The sequence below is a fragment of the Flavobacterium sp. LM5 genome, assembly GCF_002017945.1.
Taxonomy (GTDB): Bacteria; Bacteroidota; Bacteroidia; order Flavobacteriales; family Flavobacteriaceae; genus Flavobacterium; species Flavobacterium succinicans.
Window position 1 is genome coordinate 1,186,913 of the sequence record NZ_MUFX01000001.1, and the last position, 18,135, is coordinate 1,205,047.

The window sequence follows — 18,135 nt, forward strand, 5'->3', positions numbered from 1 at the left end:
CTCTAGCTTAGTACTACGTATGAATACCACACCTCCATCCAATGAAGATTGGTTGTTTGAAATAACACCCAAAAACAATTTTTTTTCGTTGCACCTCAAAGAGGTTTGGACCTACCGTGATTTGTTGTTGCTTTTTGTGAAGCGCGATATGGTTACGGTTTACAAACAAACGGTGTTGGGGCCGCTGTGGTACTTGATTCAGCCGTTGTTTACTTCTATTACGTTTACCATTATTTTTAATTTGGTTGCAGGAATCGAGACGGGTACCGTGCCGCCGTTTTTATTCAATATGGCGGGGATTACCGTTTGGAATTATTTTACGGCCTGTCTAACTGGTACTTCGGATACGTTTCGGGCAAATGCTAGTATTTTTGGGAAAGTGTATTTTCCAAGAATTATTACCCCGCTTTCAATTGTGATTTCTAATTTGATCAAATTGGGGATTCAGTTTGGGATTTTCTTTGCTTTTTACGCTTTCTTTTATTTTCAAGGTGCTGCCGTAGCTCTACATTGGTCGGTTGTTTTTCTTCCTTTGCTTATTGCTATTATGGGGATTTTGGGGTTAGGGTTAGGAATGCTTATCTCTTCTTTGGTCACTAAATACCGCGATTTTACCCATCTGATAGGTTTTGGCGTACAGTTGTTGATGTATCTCTCTGCTGTCATGTATCCGTTATCTCTTATCGAAGATAAATTGCCAAAATACGGTTGGCTAGTGCATTACAATCCACTGGCGTATTGCATCGAAACAGCGCGTTATATGTTGCTGCAAGTCGGGTCGATTGCTCCTTCGGGACTGTGCTATACTGTTGTATTTACTGTAGTGATTTTCTTCATGGGGTTGTTGGTTTTTAATCGAACAGAGAAAAGTTTTATTGATACGGTGTAGGAGTGAGGAGTGAGAAGGTGAGAAGGTGAGGAGTGGGAGGTGAGAGGGTGAGGAGTGAGAGGTGAGAAGTGAGAGGTGAGAGGGTGAGGTGAGAGGGTGAGGAGTGAGAAAGGTTAAAATGTTTATTATGAATAATTTATAAAAATGAATCACAAGAATTTAGAGGTTTGGAAAAAGAGTATGGATTTGGTGCTTCAAGTATATCAAATTACTAATTTGTTTCCCGATACGGAAAAATTTGGTTTAACAAGTCAAATGCGTAGAGCTGCAGTTTCAATACCCTCAAATATTGCAGAAGGAGCAGCGCGAAAAAGTGATAAAGAGTTTATTCAATTTTTATATATTGCTTTGGGTTCCTTAGCTGAAGTGGAAACACAATATCTGATAGCGATTCGTCTACAATATCTAAATGAAGATTTGAAAGTAGATAATAGTATTAATGAGGTAAAAAGTTTGATTATAGGAATGAAAAATTATCTATTAAAGAAATAGTTGAAGTGATTTTTTACTTCTCACCTTTCACTTCTTCACCTCTCACTACTACTATGAAAGACATCATCCTAAAAGCCGAAAACATCTCCAAACAATACCGTTTAGGTACTGTTGGGACGGGTACGCTCAGTCACGACTTGAACCGTTGGTGGCACAAAATACGTGGAAAAGAAGATCCATATCTAAGAATTGGAGAGACCAATGACCGCAGCACCAAAGGAACATCCGACTATGTTTGGGCCTTGCAAGATATTAATTTTGAGGTACAACGAGGTGAAGTGTTGGGGATAATTGGCAAGAATGGCGCGGGGAAATCGACTTTATTGAAGATTTTATCCAAAGTAACCGCACCGACAACTGGGAGTATTAAGTCGAAAGGAAGAATTGCTTCCCTGCTCGAAGTAGGTACTGGATTTAATGGCGAACTCACCGGACGGGAGAATGTCTATTTAAACGGTGCGATTCTAGGCATGACCAAAAAAGAAATCACTGCAAAGTTAGACGAAATCATTGCCTTCTCGGGTTGTGAGCGCTATATTGATACCCCAGTGAAACGCTACAGCAGCGGAATGACGGTGCGTTTGGCCTTTGCCGTAGCCGCATTCTTAGAACCTGAAATACTAGTAATCGATGAGGTGTTAGCCGTAGGTGACTCAGAATTCCAAAAGAAAGCTATTGGTAAAATGCAAGACATCTCCAAAGGCGAAGGTAGAACGGTCTTGTTTGTGAGTCATAATATGGCGGCGGTAAAGAGTTTGTGTACTAGGGGGATAGTAATGGAGCAGGGTAAAGTGGTGTTTGAAGGGGGGATTGAGGAGAGTGTGAGTCGTTATTTGAAAGTGTCAAATGTTGAGAATGATTTGTTTAATATTAAAGAACGATCTGGAAATAAAAAAATATTATTTACCAATATAAAAGTTTTTGGAGTGAATGAAAAAGTACAGGCAAGTTCAGGTACTCCATTGAATATGTCAATTAATTTTGATAACCCTGCAAATGTTTCTTTAGATAGAATTGTTTTTGATCTAGGAATAGAAGATGATTTTGGACAGAGAGTTTGTTGGATTAGTTCTAGTTTAATAAAGAAAGAATCAAAAGTGATTCCTAATCAGATAAACATAAAATTCCCAATTAATAGATTAAATAATGGGAGATATTATGTGACTGTATATATTACGGTTGATAATCAATGTGCAGATTGGATTGATAATGCGTATGTATTTGAAGTTTTTGAAGGGAATTATTATAGAAATGGAAAACTTGTTCCTAACAAACAAAGTAAAGTTTTATTTGATTTTGAAATGGATTTTCAATATAAAGAATTGATTTAATGAAACTAAGAAAACTAAGAAAAATATATAGGATTTTATTTCCATTACAACAAACGGAGAAGCAAATTTTTGTTAATCGATTAGTCTCTAATTCAATTGTTGAAAGTATAAAACAAGTTGTAGAGAATTGCTATCAAGTAAAACTACAAAATGGACTTGTCTTATATGTACGCGATGAAAATCATAGTGATTTTAGTGTTTTTCAGCAGATTTTTAATTTTGAAGAGTATAAAACAGTACTTTCTTTATTAAAGTTGAATGATACTAGTGGAAGTGCAGTTTTGATTGACTGTGGAGCTAATGTAGGTTATACAACAACATACTTTACCCAGAACTATCATTTTTCTAAGATTTTTTGCATTGAACCTTCTTTGTCAAATATTGAAATTTTGAAAAAGAATATTGATAAACTAGAGAATGCTGATACTATAAATATTATGCATCGAGCTATATCAGGAAATATTAATGAAAATTTTGATGTGACCTCTGATTTTAGAGATGGTTTAGATTGGTCTTTCTCAACTTCGGCAAATAAAAACGGTACTGTTAAGGGAATAACAATTAATGAAATTGTTAGTGAAAATAATCTTGATATCATTACTTTATTAAAAATTGATATTGAAGGAGCGGAACGTTTTATTTTTGATGATAATGTGGATTTGTCTTTTTTGTCAATTACAAAAATAATTGCTGTTGAAGTACATGATGAGTTTCAAATAAGAGATAAAATATATTCTATACTTAAAAAATATGATTTCATTTTATTTGAAACAGGAGAATTGACTATTGGTATAAAAAGTAAAATGCTTTAAATTGGATATTCTTAATCCCAAAATAACGGTTTTAATGCCTGTATACAACTGCGAGTTATATATCAAGGAAGCAATTGATAGCATTTTAAATCAAACATTTACTGATTTTGAATTTTTAATTATTGATGATGCATCAACCGATGAAACAGTTAGTATTATTAAGGAAAATAAAGATTCTAGAATTCAATTAATTGAAAAACCTGTTAACACAGGTTATACTATTAGTCTTAATTACGGATTAAAAGTAGCGAAAGGCGAGTATATAGCTCGAATGGATGGTGACGATATTAGTTTGCCGGAACGGTTTGCCAAACAAGTGGCATTTTTAGATTCAAATCCTGATGTTGTTTTGTGTGGTAGTAACTTTAGAATAATAGAAACAGAGAAAATAATAAGCTTGCCTGAAGATAATGAAGCTATTAAGTTAGGACTACTTAAAGGAAATTGCATAGCACATCCATCTGTGATGATTCGCCATTCTGTATTACAAGAAAATGTTATTACTTATGATTCTAATAAAGAACCAGCCGAAGATTATGATTTATGGGTAAGGTTGTTACAATTTGGGAAGTTACATAATATCCAAGACAATTTATTAAAATACAGAGTTCATGCTACTCAAGTTTCCAAAAAAAGAGAGTGCCAACAAGCTCATTCGGCATTGCAATCTAGATTTAAAATGCTAAATTATATAGATTATTCATTTAATAGCTATGAATATAAGCTACTAGAGAAAATTATGCAGAGAAATATTGATGTTACTTATAGTGAAATTAAAGAGTTCTTCCATTTAAAGAAAAAAATGAATTTAGCTAATTCTAATAAATTTTTTCATTCAAATGGATTTCAGTTTTATTTGATGGATTTGTATCATCAAAAGACAAAAAGATATTTTGTTGATAGAGAAAACTTTTATCCATTAAACTTTTATCAGTATTTTGCAATTAAAAAATCATTTGGATTCAGTCTTAAATTAAAAGAGGAAATAAAGTTACTAATCAAGTCTTTAATTTTTTATAAAAGAAAATGAATAACCCCAAAGTCTCCATCATAATTCCCTGTAACAAATAGTGTGTTTAGGTTGGATTAATTCAAAATCCAAAAAGATATATGTACATTTTTCTGTACATTTGTAAATAAAAACAAATCATGGAAGCAGTTAGTGTTACAGAGTTTAGAAACAATATCAAGAAATATTTGGATATTGCTAAAGAAGAAGAGTTAATTATTTATCGTTCCAAAAACGAATCTTTTGTGATAACGCCTCTGAAGAAAAGAGACAAAGATGAAAGTTTGTTGAGTCCGGCTCAAAAAAAAGCCATCGATGAGGCGTTAGAGGATGTAGCCAACGGTAATTTACATTCAAACGCGTCTGTTCAGGAAGAAACGAAGAAGCGTTTTCCTCACTTGTTCACTAGATAAATATGATAGCAATCCTGTGGACCAATCGTGCGAGAAATGATTATTGGCAAAATATATCGTACTTAGAAGAAAAATGGACTTTGAAAGAAGTTTATCATTTTATGGATAAAGTGGAGGCGTTTCTTGATTTGTTGGCAAATGGCAATCTTGCGTTTAAAACTACAAATTATAAATTTGTTTATGAAGTTCCCGTTACCAAACACGTGAGTCTTTTTTACAAAGTTGCTTCAGATAACTCGATCGAATTATTACGTTTTTGGAACTCCTATCAAGATCCTGAAAAATTTACATTATAGTCAGCCCTTTTAATATGTCGCCATTAGTTTCCATAATTGTCCCCTGCTACAACCAAGCCCAGTATTTACCTGAAGCTTTGCAATCCGTATTGGAGCAAACCTATGACAATTGGGAGTGTATTATTGTCAATGATGGTAGTCCTGATAATACAGAGGAGGTCGCAGAAAAATGGGTAAAAAAAGACTCTAGATTTATTTATCTACACAAAGAAAATGGAGGACTGAGTAGTGCGAGGAATGTGGGATTAGCTTTGGTAACGGGAGATTATATACAGTTTTTAGATGCGGATGATTATCTTGATGCTAGAAAGTTTGAACTTTCATTAAAGGCAATCAGTGAGATTAATTTATCAAAACAAAAAATAGTCATTTCTAATTTTAGAATGTTTACTACAGGTTTTAAACAATCCACTACTCCCTATTGTACCTTAATGGAAAGTTACTTCACATTTGAAAAGATTTTATTTGGATGGGATTATGAGTTTAATATTCCGATACATTGTGGTTTTTTTGATTCTTATTTTTTTAAAGAGTTTCGTTTTAATGAGCAATTAAAAGCAAAAGAAGATTGGATGATGTGGTTGTTTCTTTTTAATCAAAAAATAGAATGTGTTTTTATTGACAAACCGTTTGCTTTTTATCGTTTGCATACAAATAATATGACAAGTGAGAGAAACGTAATGGAAGAAAATCATTTAAATGCCATTCTGTATGTTGAATGTATTGTCTCGGCAACTGTTTATAAAGATTTTTTGGAATTTATCTTGCTTCAAAAAACTAAGAAAATAGTGAGTTTACAGTCTTACATTTCTTCATATGAAAACAGTAGAGGCTATAAAATCTTAAATAGAATAAAAAAAGTAAGTATTTTTCAATGGATTAACGGTTTGACAAAATTAATGTTATTATGACGCAGTTCAAGATTGATTTTATGATGTTTATTGATAGTTGTAAAACTTTTAATAAAAATTTGTTAAAATAGAAGTTTTAATACCAAAACTATCCGCAAACAAACAACTCAAGAATAATGCTAGCCATCATAATCCCATATTACAAACTCACTTTCTTCGAAGCTACTTTACAATCTTTGGCTGCACAAACCTGCCAAGATTTTAAGGTTTACATTGGTGATGATGCCAGTCCAGAAAATCCTGCAATGTTATTAGAAAAGTATAAAGGAAAGTTCGATTTTGTGTACCATCGCTTTGCAACCAATTTAGGAGGAACTTCATTGACAAAGCAATGGGAGAGATGCATAACACTATCGGGTAATGAAGAATGGTTGATGATTTTGGGCGATGATGATGTGTTGGGGAGAATGTAGTGGAAGCGTTTTACCATAATTTGGAAGAAATAAAATTAAAGAAAATTACTGTAGTTCGTTATGTAACAGAGGTTATTGATGGGGATGGAATTGAAATTTCAGGACTATGCATTCACCCAACATTAGAAAACGCTACAGATTTTTTAATAAAGAAAATTAGTAAACAAACTAGAAGTTCACTGAGTGAATATGTTTTTGAAAAACTGCAAGTTTTGAAAATCGGGTTTAAAAATTTTCCCTTAGGCTGGTATTCAGATGACATAGCAATTTTGGATTTTTCAAATAATAATTGGATTTATACTATAAATGAATCTAAATTGTCAATACGTTATAGTAGCTATAGTTTATCAGGAAACGATTCTAATAAAGAAGAAAAAGATATTGCTAAATTCTGTTTTTTTTGGATTTTATATTCTCAATATGCAGATCGATTTAGTCCAAGTCAAGTTTTGGTCCTAAGAAAATACCTAATTGCTTCATTTTTTAATCGAATTTTTATAGAACATTATTTGAAAATTTTATATTATTCAATATGCAAAAATTCATATGGGTTATTTATAGAAATTAATTGCAGATTACTCAAATTTATAAAAAATGGATTTACAACTAAGTAACAATTTGGTATCCATAATCATACCTACCTATAATCGAGCCCACTTAATTGGTGAAACGCTCGATAGTGTCTTGGCACAAACGTATCCTAATTGGGAATGTATTATTGTGGATGATGGGAGTACAGATGATACAGCTACTCTTATTGCAAATTATATTTTAAAAGACAACAGATTTAAATATTATCAAAGACCAGTTGGGAGAATAAAAGGGGCTAATGCTTGTAGGAATTATGGTTTTGAATTGAGCCAAGGCCAGTATATAAAGTGGTTTGATAGCGATGATATAATGCATCCGGATTTTTTGGAGAAACAGGTTGAGGTTTTAGAACAGAATAAAGATTTGGATTTTTGTATCTGTTTAGCTGATGCGTTTTATGATAATTCGGATAGTAGAAAAATATTCAAAGCCAATAGGGTACCAAAAAATGACAAACTAACTAGTTATTTGGTCAAAAATCATTATTTTTTTACTGCTTCACCTTTATGGAAGAAATCCTTATTGAGAGATAAATCTTTATTTGACGAGTATTTAACCGATAGTCAAGAAACAGATTTTCATTTCAGAATGTTATCCTTTAATGTAAAATATGAATATACAAATGATATTCTATTTTCAATAAGGAGAGGACACAGTAGTATCACTCAGGATAAATTAAATTTGATTTCTTCAAATTTTTCTAGATTTAAGTTTTTTCTTAAAGCATTTGATATTGTTGAGGAAAATGAAGTTGATGATAAAAATTTATTGAGACAATATATTTTATATCGATTATTAGGTCTTTTTTATTTTTTAAATGATACTCAAAATAAGAAAGGAATGACAAAGTATTATTTAAAAATTTTAAAAAATATAATAAAAACTAATTATTCCTTGAAAGACAAAACAGCTATTTATATCGGTTTTCTGCTTATTATTGTTTCAAATAAAGGGCATAACCTTATAAAGCATGCGAAAGTAAATATTATAGAAGTAATTGAAAATTAGTTTATGAAAAACAAATTAAAAGAATTGATTTTTAAAAGATTGAATATTAGTTTTTCTAAATCAGGTGACGATATTCAATTAAACAAACTAATTGGTTCAACAATCCCAGGTGTTTATGTAGATATAGGTTGCTGGCATCCAATAAAAGCATCCAATACTTATTTTTTTTATTTACGAGGTTGGAAAGGAATATGTATTGATCCAAATCCAGAATTGGAAATGCTATATAAAAACTTTAGGCCGAAAGATAATTTTATAAATTGTGCTGTTGGGGAAGATTTGAGAAATTTCAAATACTATATGCTTGAGGATCATTATAGTTCTATGAATACTTTAGATTTTGATTTTATAAAGAAGCACAATTTAGTAGATAGAATAAAAAAAACTATAGATGTTCCAACTTTTTCTTTAAGAAAGATACTTGATGTAAATATTAAGGAAAATGATAGGTTAGATTTTTTTGATATAGATGTAGAGGGATTTGATTTGGAAGTTTTAAAAACTAATGATTGGGTCAAATACCGTCCTAAGATTGTGGTAATTGAAACTGATTTGGCTTTGAAGGATGATTTAAATTCTGAAATTTTAAATTATCTGGGATCTAAAGATTATAGATTAATTGGGAAATCTATTATTATGGGTGATTTAGGAAATTTGTTTTTGATAGATAATAAATTAAATTTATGCGTATAGGCTTTAATCCACATAAAGACAAAGCTAAAGAAACATCTGATTATTTTCATCAGGTGATTATTCCTGTTTATATTCCTAATCAGGAAGCTATTTTTAAATCCTTTTATCTCAATTGAAGTAATTAAATTTAAAGTATAATTTAAATTTTGGCTGTTTTTCAATAAAGTTGTGGTTATGTTTTAAACTTTGCTTATTTTTACATTAAATTTTAAACGTAACGCAAACAGGTGGATTTTAAAATTCCAAATCATATTGTAAAAAGGGAAAACTACATTGGTAGGGTTATACCTTTTGTAGGTAAGAATTTGATCAAGGTTTTTACGGGGCAACGTCGTGTGGGTAAAAGTTATTTGCTGTTTCAAATCATGAATTATTTGTTGGAGCAAAATACAGAGACTGCTATTGTGTATATCAACAAAGAAGATATTGCTTTTTCGGAAATTAAAACGGCTCAAGATTTGCATAATTATGTTTTGAATCATAAATCAAAAGACAATACAACGTATGTTTTTATAGATGAGATTCAAGACATAGAAAATTTTGAAACTGCTCTACGTTCGTTACTATTGCACGAGGATTTAGATTTGTATTGCACCGGTAGTAATGCCAAACTTTTGTCTGGTGATATAGCGGGATTTTTGAGTGGTCGTGCCATTGAGATTGTGGTGTATAGTTTGTCGTATCCAGAATTTTTAACTTTCCATACTTTAGCAGACAGTGCAGTAGCCTTAGAGTTATATCTCAAATACGGTGGACTTCCTTATTTGAAAAATTTTGAATTAGAGGATGCTGTTGTTTTTGAGTACCTCAAGAATATTTACAACACTATCGTTTATCGGGACATTATCAATCGATTTTCGATACGTAACGTTTCTTTTTTAGAGCAATTGGTTTTGTTTTTGGTGAGCAATATTGGCAGTCTTTTTTCTGCCAAAAAGATTAGTGATTTTTTGAAATCGCAACGTATCAATATGGCTTCCAATCAGGTTCAGATGTATAGTGAGTATCTGGCAAATGCTTTTTTGATTCATCGAGTGGGACGTTATGATTTGGTAGGGAAACGTCTCTTTGAAACCGGCGAAAAATATTATTTTGAAAATCTAGGGATACGCAATGCGCTGTGGGGTTATCGTATTGAGGATCGAGGGAAAATTATAGAAAATGTAGTTTACAATCATTTATTATTTAAGGGATATGAAGTTCAAGTGGGCAGTATTGGTCCCTTAGAAATTGATTTTGTAGCACAGCGTTCGGGGGAAAAAATATATATACAAGTAGCATTATCCATAAATGAACCGCAAACATTGGAAAGAGAATTTGGAAATTTAAAGAAAATAAAGGATAATTATCCCAAAATCGTCATTACATTGGATGTTTTTCAGGGGAATACAGATGAAGGAATTGTTGCGATGGATTTGAGGAGATTCTTGATGACATAATAATTTAGGCTAATCCGCTATAGTATAAAAAACACCTCATGCGAATAGGATTTAATCCACATAAAGATAAAGTTCAAGAAGCATCTGATTATTTACATCAGGTGATTATTCCTGTTTATATTCCCAATCAAGAAGGGTATTTTAAGGATAGTTTTGCGATTTTGAAATTGTGTTTGGAGTCATTGCTAAAAACCAGCCATGCCCAAACTTATATTTCGGTGGTTAATAATGGGAGTTGTATGGAGGTGATTGAATATTTGGTAAGTTTAAAACGCAACAAGCAAATTCACGAGCTCATTCATACCACCAATATTGGTAAATTGAATGCGGTGCTCAAAGGAATTGTAGGACATAACTACCCTTTAATAACCATTGCTGACGCTGATGTACTTTTCTTGAATGGATGGCAAGAGTCAAGTTATGCTGTTTTTGATGCGTTTGCAAAAGTGGGTGCTGTTTGCCCTACACCTTCTTCACGTTCTTTGAGAACTTACACATCTAATGTTTATTGGGATTTATTTTTCTCGAATCAATTAAAGTGTACTCCAGTTGTAAATCCCGATGCTTTGAGAATGTTTGGTGTAAGTGTAGGGAATGTCAATTTTTATAATGAAATCCAACTTGAAAAATACATGACCGTTACAAAAGATAATATAAAAGCGGTTGTGGGAGCTGGGCATTTTGTAACTACCTATAGAGGAGAAGTTTTCAATGCTGTAGCAAATAGATTTGCAAAATATAAATTAGGAGGAAATAGTGAGGGGGATTTTTTGGATATTCCTGTGGTTAAAAAAGGCTTTTGGCGTTTGTCTACAGCTGATAATTATACTTATCACATGGGTAACGTGTTGGAAGATTGGATGTTTGTAACCGTTTCAAAATTAAAGCTAAATGATACGATTAGTACTTTTAAATTACAACCCATTCAACCTAGTTCTAAATTGGCTTATTTTATCAAAAGTAGATTATTTGCGAAATTTATATTGAATAAGAAAATAATGCGTTATTTTTTGATATGTAAAGGCTTAACTAGGCAAGAAGCTAAAGAGTATTTGACATGATCACTATTTTATACCCTTATCGTAACCGAGATTTAGAACGTGTGAAGCGTTCTCTAGATTCCTTAGCATTACAAACTGATCATCGTTTTAAAGTGCTTTTTGTAGATTATGGATCCTCTCCCCAGCAAGCCTCTCAGATGGAGCAATTGATAAACAGTTATTCTTTTGCCTACTATATTTACACTTATACTTGTATGCAACCATGGTCTAGAGCGAAGGCACTCAATGTGGGGTTGCAACAACTAGCAACTGATTTTGTTTTTACGGCTGATATTGATATGATTTTTAGTCCACATTTGGTCAGTATACTACATGAGGTAAAGCATCCTCAAAAGGCTGTTTATTTCAAAGTAGGGTTTTTATCACGGGAAGAATCATTTTCAGAAAAACCATTTGATCAATATATCATCTCATTTACAAGCGATGTTGGCGCTCAGGGTTTGTCATTGTTTGCAGTTGAAGCTTTGAAAGCGATTAACGGATATGACGAGTTTCTACATTTTTGGGGAGCAGAGGATATTGATATTCATAATCGATTAGAGCAATTGGGTCTTTCTAGTTTTTTTTATGAGACGGCTATTTTAATGCTGCACCAATGGCATCCAACCTATCGAAATAGTGAAATAAAATCTCTGACAACAGATTTACAGTTGTCTTCGATTGTTGCTTTGAATCATAAGCATTTACAGTATAATGATATTTTGTTTAAAACAACTATTAAGCAAAAGGATTGGGGAATTCAAGTAGATAAAAATGCATTTAAGACTATGGAAAGTGAGCCTGTAGCCTTTACTATTTTGAATACTTCAGTAGCAGTCACTCATTTTTTATTTGTTCAACTGCCTAAATTCCGTGGAGGCGTCTTAAAAGTTCGTTTTGAAGAAGATCCCTTCGCTACAACTATGAAATATCATATAAAACGTATTTTAGGTAAAAAGGTGCCTCAATATTATACTTTAAAAGAAATCAATGATCAGGTATTGCTGCACATCATTTCGTTTTATCATCAATATCCTTATATGTATCAAGTAAGTTCTGATTTGAAAAGCATTACATTTGCTATTAAAAAGTAATTAGAAATCTGTAGTATGCCTAAAGTAATTCTTATTTCTCAAGTACCTTTGCCTTTTCCTAATATAGGGAGCTGGACTATTTTGTACAAGAATTATATAGAAGACAATCATTTGATTGATTATATTATTTGTCCAGAACCAGAGGAAAAATGGGCCACGGTTGACTACAGCTTTGTTAAGAGTAATACAATAACTCGATTTCAAAATAAATGGAATAAGAATTCTTATTTTGGGTATTTGAAAGCCTTAGAAGCCATATTGCAACCTAACGAAAAATACATTATTCAGATTGTCGATAACTTTGGGATTGTGAAATTTCTAGTTGATTTTCTCCAAAGGAAGACAATGCGTCAGCAGGTGTACCTGCAGTTTTTTTATCATGGTTTTCCACCGTTTTATGAGAATTTTCATAGCAGATGGTTTTATGAAACCATTGACGAAATGGTGTTGTTGACACAGGATTCTTATAAAGCACATAGAGATTATTATACGGTCTTGCCTACTCGTTTTTCGGTCTTGTCTAACGGGATCGATACTACTCAATTTTTTCCATTGCCCTGAATGAAAAGCAAACTTTGAAACAATTAAAGGGAGTGGAAGACAAAACTGTTTTTGTTTGGTGCTCACAAGATCGTCCTAAAAAAGGGTTGCATCTTTTACTCGATGCATGGAAGCGTGTTTATGAGCAAAGACAAGATGTCATTTTATGGGTTATAGGTTGTGAACCCAAATCGCCTCAAGAAGGGGTAGTGTATCTGGGCCGGATTCCTAATCAGGAATTACCGTGTTATTTGCAAGCGTCCGATTGCTTTTTGTTTCCTACTTTATGCCATGAAGGATTTGGTTTGAGTTTAATTGAGGCGCTGCACTGTGGAAACTATTGTATCGCTTCGGCTTTAGGCGGTGTTCCTGAAGTGTTGCAGTATGGTAAACTCGGAAGATTGATTGAGCATCCCCATTTTGTATCAGCATGGGAAAAGGCAATACTAGATTTTTTAGAAAATCCAATACCAAAAATTAGTCTGACTTCTGATTTGTACTCTTCTAAAAGTTGGAATGCAGGTATGAATGCCATTATTGAACGCGCTAAAAAAGCAATATAATATTTTTAAAACCGTGCAAATTGAAAATACAATTTTCAATTTGCACGGTTTTATGATTTAGTTGATTTAATCAATTGATATCCAGTGGTTAATTGTATTTTATTTTTTAATGAATAGTGTTTTTATTCTTTTGATCTGTCTTTTGTTTCTGTTTTTTTTGCTTTTTTAAATGGTTTTTTAATTCAATTTGTGCAAATTGAAAATGTGATTTACAATATGCGTGATTTTATCCAAAGAAAGATAGAAGCTACTATTCAACAGTATCTTAAAATATTTCCAGTTGTTGCCGTTTTAGGACCTAGACAATGTGGTAAATCTACGTTGGTCAAAAACTTGTCTCAACATTGGGGGGCTTCGTTGTTTTTGGATTTGCAATATGATGCTGATTTGGAAAAACTCGATCAGCCGACCTTTTTCTTTGCATCTAATGCCGATAAAATTATCTGTTTGGATGAAATTCAGTTGGTTCCACAATTGTTTTCGGTCTTTCGAAGCGTGGTGGATCAAAATCGTCAAAATGGAAAGTTTGTGTTGTTGGGTGCTGCTTCTCGGGATTTGATTCAACATACTTCAGAGAGTTTAGCAGGCAGAATTGGAATGGTGTATCTGTCGCCTTTTACCCTCAATGAATTGGATGATTTGCAAAATTTTGACCTCAAAAAGTTTTGGCTTCGTGGTGGTTTCCCAGAGAGTTATTTAGCAGACAGTGATGATTTTAGTGGGATTTGGCGGGATAATTTTATCAAAACGTTTGTAGCCCGCGATATTCCGCAGTTGGGTTTTCAAATTCCAGCCTTGCAGTTGCGTCGCTTTTTAATGATGTGTGCGCATCACCAAGGGCAATTGATTAATTATTCCAAATTAGGAGAATCTTTAGGTTTGACCCATCCGACCATTCGTCGCTATGTCGATTTGTTTGAGCAGACCTTTTTTTTGAGGACGCTTCCTCCGTATGAAGTGAATGTAAAAAAACGCTTGGTGAAAGCCCCAAAGGTTTTTGTTCGTGATTCAGGGTTGTTACATCAATTATTAGCCATTTCGGATTTTAATGCACTGCTTGGTCATCCCGTTTTTGGCGCTTCTTGGGAAGGAGTAGTGATTGAAAATATACTAGTGAATTATCCAGATTGGGATTGTTATTTTTATCGTACCGCTACAGGAGATGAATTGGATTTGGTCTTAAAAAAAGGGATGCAACGTCTTGCTATTGAGTGTAAGGCTTCTACTGTACCTAAGTTAGCCAAAGGATTTTATCGTGCGCTAGAAGTAGTACAACCCCAACAAACGTTTGTCATTATCCCAGCACCGGTTTCTTATGAAATAGCTCCAAATATTACAGTATGTGGATTATCGGAGTTTTTGAGACTTTAACTTTGTCAAAGTTTTGAACTTTGACAAAGTTAAAGTTTGCTTTTGTTATCTTTGACCGCCAAAAATACCGCATTTGAAAACGATTGCTATTATTCCCGCTCGAGGTGGCTCGAAGCGACTGAAAGATAAAAACATCAAAGTCCTTAATGGCTTGCCTTTGTTAGTGCATAGTATTCGGTATGCGCAACAATTCCCTGATCTTATTGATGGGATTTATGTCAGTACCAATGATGTCTTTATTAAAGCCGTAGCCCTTACTTATGGCGCTCAAGTGATTGATAGACCCGAGGCTTTGTCGGGTGATCATGCCACCACCATTTCGGCACTACAACATGTTTTGGATAACGTTTCTGATACGGTACAACACGTTGTTTTATTGCAGCCCACTAATCCTTTACGTCCTGATGATTTACTGCCTGAAGCCCTGAAGTGCTACCTCGAAGGAAAGTACGAGAGCTTGTTTACAGTGAGTCGCAATCACCAAAAATTAGGGAAAATTATCGAAAATCAATTCGTTCCCTTTAATTACGAATTAGGCCAACGGAGTCAGGATTTAGAACCTTTGTATTTCGAGAACGGTCTGCTCTATGTGCTGCAATCGGATTTGATTCGACAAGGCAAAATTATGGGAGCACATTCCTTACCCTTTATCGTAGACAATCCTTTTTCGGAAGTTGATATAGATACCCAAGCCGATTTTGATTATGCAGCGTATTTGATGGGAAAAGTGAAGAAGTGAGAAGTGAATAGTGAGAAGTGAATAGTGAGAAGTGAATAGTGAGAAGTGAAAAGTAAGAAGGCAGAAGATAGATTTGAGAAGGCAGATGTGAGATGATAGACGAAAGAAGAAAAAAGCGAAAAAGAAAACCGACAACAGACAACCGACAACAGAAATAATGAATCCCTACATAGAAATAGCAGGTAGAAAAATAGGTCCAGATTATCCTCCTTTGGTGATTGCCGAAATTGGTATCAACCACGAGGGGTCATTGGAAGTGGCCAAAGCAATGGTAGATGCTGCTCAACGAGCGGGAGTTGAGGTGGTGAAACACCAGACCCATATAGTTGAAGATGAAATGGCAGGAGCAGCCAAGAATGTAATTCCAGGCAACGCCGATGTTTCTATTTACGAAATTATGGAGCGTTGCTCGTTGGATGAAGCAGATGAATTGGAATTGAAAAAGTATGTGGAAAGTAAAGGGATGATTTTTATTTCAACGCCTTTCTCTCGTGCCGCAGCCGAACGATTGAAAAAGTTTGATATACCCGCATATAAAATTGGATCTGGGGAGTGCAATAATTATCCGCTTTTGGAACACATTGCTTCTTTTGGAAAACCGGTTATTTTGAGCACTGGAATGAATACTATTGAAAGTATTCGCAAAGCGGTGGCTATTTTTGACCGCCATCAAGTGCCAGTAGCTTTGTTGCATACGACCAATTTGTATCCGACGCCGATACATTTGGTCCGATTGGGAGCTATGATTCAAATGCATGATGCTTTTCCAGACAAAGTATTCGGGTTAAGCGATCATACACTCAATAACAATGCTTGTTTGGGAGCAGTGGCTTTGGGCGCTAGTATTTTGGAACGTCATTTTACGGATCATATGCAGCGTACTGGACCCGATATCGTGTGCAGTATGGACGAGTCCACTACCAAAGAATTGATTGTTAGCTCGAATGAGATTTGGCAAATGCGAGGTGGCGTAAAAGCAGCTGCAGAAGAAGAGCAAGTAACTATAGATTTTGCTTTCGCTACCGTTTGTGCTATTGCGGATATTAAAGAAGGGGAACCATTTACCAAAGCCAATATTTGGGTAAAACGCCCGGGTACTGGTGCCATTTTAGCGGAACATTTTGAATCGCTATTAGGTAAAAAAGCAACTCGAGAGATTGCAAATGATGAACAGTTGCGTTGGGAGGATGTTGAATAAATTTTTAAACCTTTCTTTAACCCTGTCAGAGTTTTAAACTCTGACAGGGTTAAAGAAAGGTTTGATTGACTATAAAAAAAATGAAAAAAATCGTATTTCTAACGGGTACTCGTGCCGATTTTGGTAAAATAAAATCATTGATTTCTATTCTGGAAGTACATCCTGAATTTGAAGTTTTTGTTTTTGTGACCGGTATGCATTTGCAGGAGGAATACGGCTATACTTTATTAGAGATTGAACGTTGTGGTTTTAGCCACATTCATACCTTTTCAAATCACACCCATGAAACGACTATGGATTTGACTTTGGCCAAAACCATAGAAGGCTTGTCGGTTTATACAAAAGAAATACAGCCTGATTTAATAGTCGTTCATGGAGATAGAGTGGAGACTTTGGCGGGAGCCATTGTGGGGTCTTTGAATAATATTTTGGTAGCACATATAGAAGGAGGAGAGGTGTCGGGCACAGTCGATGAATTGATTCGTCACAGTGTGAGTAAATTGAGTCATATTCATTTTGTTTCCAATACGGAGGCGGCGCAACGACTGCAACAAATGGGTGAAATTAAGGAATCTATTTTTACTATCGGTTCGCCAGATATTGATATCATGTTCTCCGATCAGCTTCCAGATTTAGCGGTTGCTAAAAGCTATTATCAATTGGATTTCGAAACCTACGCCATTGCCATGTTTCATCCTGTAACCACAGAGATTGATCAGATGGAAGCCTACGCCCAAAACTTCGTAGTCGCTTTGCTTGCTGATCATCATAACTATTTGGTGGTCTATCCAAATAATGATTTAGGCAGCCGATTGATTTTGAAAGCCTACGAAGGGTTGAAAGGGAATCCTAGATTCCGCATTATACCTTCTTTGCGTTTTGAATATTTCCTGACCTTACTAAAAAACAGTCAATTTATCATTGGTAACAGCAGTGCTGGGATTCGAGAGGCCCCTTATTACGGTATTCCTATTATCAATATAGGAACTCGTCAACAAAATAGGGCTGTTCATGCGGATATCCTTCATGTAGATTATCAAAAAGCAGCTATTGGAGCAGTACTTGATACGATTGATATTCATAAAGTAAACGTCGGGGATTCCGATTTTGGACAAGGGAATAGTGCGCAGTTGTTTTTGGAGTGTCTTAAGGAAACAATGCTTTGGAATAGTAATCATCAGAAACAGTTTAGGGATCGATAAATGTTAACAGTAAGTAATTATCATTATATAAGGCCAAAGTTTGACGCTAAATATCAAAGTATATTTGGTGTAAATCCTAGTCAATTCAAAA

Annotated in this window: 22 protein-coding genes; all 22 read left to right on the plus strand. The window is 34.1% G+C overall.

The genetic code is table 11. The features are described 5' to 3' along the window. The first annotated feature begins 19 nt into the window (after positions 1-19). The 22 genes from BXU11_RS05050 to neuC all read left to right on the plus strand — a co-directional run bounded on the left by BXU11_RS05050 (position 20) and on the right by neuC (position 18,044). Positions 20-889 carry an ABC transporter permease gene (locus BXU11_RS05050; RefSeq protein WP_078211226.1) on the plus strand — a complete coding sequence of 290 codons (870 nt, stop codon included), beginning with the start codon at positions 20-22 and terminating at the stop codon, positions 887-889. A gap of 144 nt (positions 890-1,033) precedes the next feature. Next, positions 1,034-1,381 carry a four helix bundle protein gene (locus tag BXU11_RS05055; protein WP_078211227.1) on the plus strand — a complete coding sequence of 116 codons (348 nt, stop codon included), beginning with the start codon at positions 1,034-1,036 and terminating at the stop codon, positions 1,379-1,381. A gap of 53 nt (positions 1,382-1,434) precedes the next feature. Continuing rightward, positions 1,435-2,712 (plus strand): ABC transporter ATP-binding protein, encoded by a 1,278-nt coding sequence (locus tag BXU11_RS05060; protein ID WP_078211228.1) that lies wholly within the window; start codon positions 1,435-1,437, stop codon positions 2,710-2,712. After that, the gene (locus tag BXU11_RS05065; RefSeq protein WP_078211229.1) at positions 2,712-3,524 is read left to right on the plus strand and encodes an FkbM family methyltransferase; all 813 of its coding nucleotides are present in this window, start codon (positions 2,712-2,714) and stop codon (positions 3,522-3,524) included. Before BXU11_RS05060 ends, BXU11_RS05065 begins: the two co-directional genes overlap by 1 nt. Position 3,525: 1 nt before the next feature. Then, on the plus strand, positions 3,526-4,554 hold the full coding sequence (locus BXU11_RS05070; RefSeq protein ID WP_078211230.1) for a glycosyltransferase: 1,029 nt from the start codon (positions 3,526-3,528) through the stop codon (positions 4,552-4,554). Between the two features lie 119 nt (positions 4,555-4,673). Next, a complete protein-coding gene (locus tag BXU11_RS05075) occupies positions 4,674-4,946 on the plus strand; it encodes a type II toxin-antitoxin system prevent-host-death family antitoxin (RefSeq protein WP_024981578.1) in 273 nt (90 codons plus the stop codon). Between the two features lie 2 nt (positions 4,947-4,948). Beyond that, entirely contained in the window at positions 4,949-5,242 is a 294-nt protein-coding gene (locus BXU11_RS05080) for a type II toxin-antitoxin system RelE/ParE family toxin (protein WP_078211231.1), read from the plus strand. Positions 5,243-5,256: 14 nt separating this feature from the next. After that, complete coding sequence (locus BXU11_RS05085) at positions 5,257-6,153, plus strand: glycosyltransferase family 2 protein (protein WP_078211232.1); 897 nt, start codon at positions 5,257-5,259, stop codon at positions 6,151-6,153. Between the two features lie 116 nt (positions 6,154-6,269). Further along, entirely contained in the window at positions 6,270-6,566 is a 297-nt protein-coding gene (locus BXU11_RS05090) for a glycosyltransferase family A protein (protein ID WP_078211233.1), read from the plus strand. Positions 6,567-6,586: 20 nt separating this feature from the next. Further along, on the plus strand, positions 6,587-7,180 hold the full coding sequence (locus BXU11_RS05095) for a hypothetical protein (protein ID WP_139363442.1): 594 nt from the start codon (positions 6,587-6,589) through the stop codon (positions 7,178-7,180). Next, positions 7,161-8,165, plus strand: a complete 1,005-nt coding sequence (locus tag BXU11_RS05100) for a glycosyltransferase family 2 protein (RefSeq protein WP_078211235.1) — start codon at positions 7,161-7,163, stop codon at positions 8,163-8,165. Before BXU11_RS05095 ends, BXU11_RS05100 begins: the two co-directional genes overlap by 20 nt. Positions 8,166-8,168: 3 nt before the next feature. Beyond that, positions 8,169-8,858: an FkbM family methyltransferase gene (locus BXU11_RS05105; RefSeq protein WP_078211236.1), complete on the plus strand. Its 690-nt coding sequence runs from the start codon at positions 8,169-8,171 to the stop codon at positions 8,856-8,858. Further along, positions 8,849-8,974 carry a hypothetical protein gene (locus BXU11_RS18405; RefSeq protein WP_255373930.1) on the plus strand — a complete coding sequence of 42 codons (126 nt, stop codon included), beginning with the start codon at positions 8,849-8,851 and terminating at the stop codon, positions 8,972-8,974. The genes BXU11_RS05105 and BXU11_RS18405 overlap by 10 nt, the downstream gene beginning before the upstream one ends. Before the next feature lie 111 nt (positions 8,975-9,085). Then, positions 9,086-10,297, plus strand: a complete 1,212-nt coding sequence (locus BXU11_RS05110) for an ATP-binding protein (protein ID WP_078211237.1) — start codon at positions 9,086-9,088, stop codon at positions 10,295-10,297. A gap of 38 nt (positions 10,298-10,335) precedes the next feature. Continuing rightward, complete coding sequence (locus tag BXU11_RS05115) at positions 10,336-11,358, plus strand: glycosyltransferase family 2 protein (RefSeq protein WP_078211238.1); 1,023 nt, start codon at positions 10,336-10,338, stop codon at positions 11,356-11,358. Next, positions 11,355-12,431, plus strand: coding sequence for a glycosyltransferase family 2 protein (locus BXU11_RS05120; protein ID WP_078211239.1), 1,077 nt, complete (start codon positions 11,355-11,357; stop codon positions 12,429-12,431). Before BXU11_RS05115 ends, BXU11_RS05120 begins: the two co-directional genes overlap by 4 nt. A gap of 15 nt (positions 12,432-12,446) precedes the next feature. Then, positions 12,447-12,992 (plus strand): hypothetical protein, encoded by a 546-nt coding sequence (locus BXU11_RS18025; protein ID WP_223253669.1) that lies wholly within the window; start codon positions 12,447-12,449, stop codon positions 12,990-12,992. A gap of 14 nt (positions 12,993-13,006) precedes the next feature. Continuing rightward, positions 13,007-13,534: a glycosyltransferase family 4 protein gene (locus BXU11_RS18030; protein ID WP_223253670.1), complete on the plus strand. Its 528-nt coding sequence runs from the start codon at positions 13,007-13,009 to the stop codon at positions 13,532-13,534. 189 nt (positions 13,535-13,723) lie between these two features. Continuing rightward, positions 13,724-14,905 carry an ATP-binding protein gene (locus BXU11_RS05130; RefSeq protein ID WP_078211240.1) on the plus strand — a complete coding sequence of 394 codons (1,182 nt, stop codon included), beginning with the start codon at positions 13,724-13,726 and terminating at the stop codon, positions 14,903-14,905. Positions 14,906-14,978: 73 nt separating this feature from the next. Beyond that, the gene (locus tag BXU11_RS05135; RefSeq protein ID WP_078211241.1) at positions 14,979-15,644 is read left to right on the plus strand and encodes a cytidylyltransferase domain-containing protein; all 666 of its coding nucleotides are present in this window, start codon (positions 14,979-14,981) and stop codon (positions 15,642-15,644) included. A gap of 157 nt (positions 15,645-15,801) precedes the next feature. Then, complete coding sequence (locus BXU11_RS05140) at positions 15,802-16,842, plus strand: N-acetylneuraminate synthase family protein (RefSeq protein WP_078211242.1); 1,041 nt, start codon at positions 15,802-15,804, stop codon at positions 16,840-16,842. An 80-nt stretch (positions 16,843-16,922) separates the two neighbouring features. Beyond that, a complete protein-coding gene (neuC, locus tag BXU11_RS05145; protein ID WP_078212079.1) occupies positions 16,923-18,044 on the plus strand; it encodes a UDP-N-acetylglucosamine 2-epimerase in 1,122 nt (373 codons plus the stop codon). The last annotated feature ends 91 nt before the right edge of the window (positions 18,045-18,135 follow it).

Excerpts from the sequence above, each read along its gene's own strand:
- BXU11_RS05090 (WP_078211233.1), top strand. The coding sequence starts at position 6,270 with ATGCTAGCCATCATAATCCCATATTACAAACTCACTTTCTTCGAAGCT.
- BXU11_RS05115 (WP_078211238.1), top strand. The coding sequence starts at position 10,336 with ATGCGAATAGGATTTAATCCACATAAAGATAAAGTTCAAGAAGCATCT.
- BXU11_RS05055 (WP_078211227.1), top strand. The coding sequence starts at position 1,034 with ATGAATCACAAGAATTTAGAGGTTTGGAAAAAGAGTATGGATTTGGTG.
- BXU11_RS05050 (WP_078211226.1), top strand. The coding sequence starts at position 20 with ATGAATACCACACCTCCATCCAATGAAGATTGGTTGTTTGAAATAACA.
- BXU11_RS05065 (WP_078211229.1), top strand. The coding sequence starts at position 2,712 with ATGAAACTAAGAAAACTAAGAAAAATATATAGGATTTTATTTCCATTA.
- BXU11_RS05120 (WP_078211239.1), top strand. The coding sequence starts at position 11,355 with ATGATCACTATTTTATACCCTTATCGTAACCGAGATTTAGAACGTGTG.
- BXU11_RS05105 (WP_078211236.1), top strand. The coding sequence starts at position 8,169 with ATGAAAAACAAATTAAAAGAATTGATTTTTAAAAGATTGAATATTAGT.
- BXU11_RS05140 (WP_078211242.1), top strand. The coding sequence starts at position 15,802 with ATGAATCCCTACATAGAAATAGCAGGTAGAAAAATAGGTCCAGATTAT.
- BXU11_RS18025 (WP_223253669.1), top strand. The coding sequence starts at position 12,447 with ATGCCTAAAGTAATTCTTATTTCTCAAGTACCTTTGCCTTTTCCTAAT.
- BXU11_RS05080 (WP_078211231.1), top strand. The coding sequence starts at position 4,949 with ATGATAGCAATCCTGTGGACCAATCGTGCGAGAAATGATTATTGGCAA.
- BXU11_RS05075 (WP_024981578.1), top strand. The coding sequence starts at position 4,674 with ATGGAAGCAGTTAGTGTTACAGAGTTTAGAAACAATATCAAGAAATAT.
- BXU11_RS05085 (WP_078211232.1), top strand. The coding sequence starts at position 5,257 with ATGTCGCCATTAGTTTCCATAATTGTCCCCTGCTACAACCAAGCCCAG.
- neuC (WP_078212079.1), top strand. The coding sequence starts at position 16,923 with ATGAAAAAAATCGTATTTCTAACGGGTACTCGTGCCGATTTTGGTAAA.
- BXU11_RS05100 (WP_078211235.1), top strand. The coding sequence starts at position 7,161 with ATGGATTTACAACTAAGTAACAATTTGGTATCCATAATCATACCTACC.
- BXU11_RS05060 (WP_078211228.1), top strand. The coding sequence starts at position 1,435 with ATGAAAGACATCATCCTAAAAGCCGAAAACATCTCCAAACAATACCGT.
- BXU11_RS18405 (WP_255373930.1), top strand. The coding sequence starts at position 8,849 with ATGCGTATAGGCTTTAATCCACATAAAGACAAAGCTAAAGAAACATCT.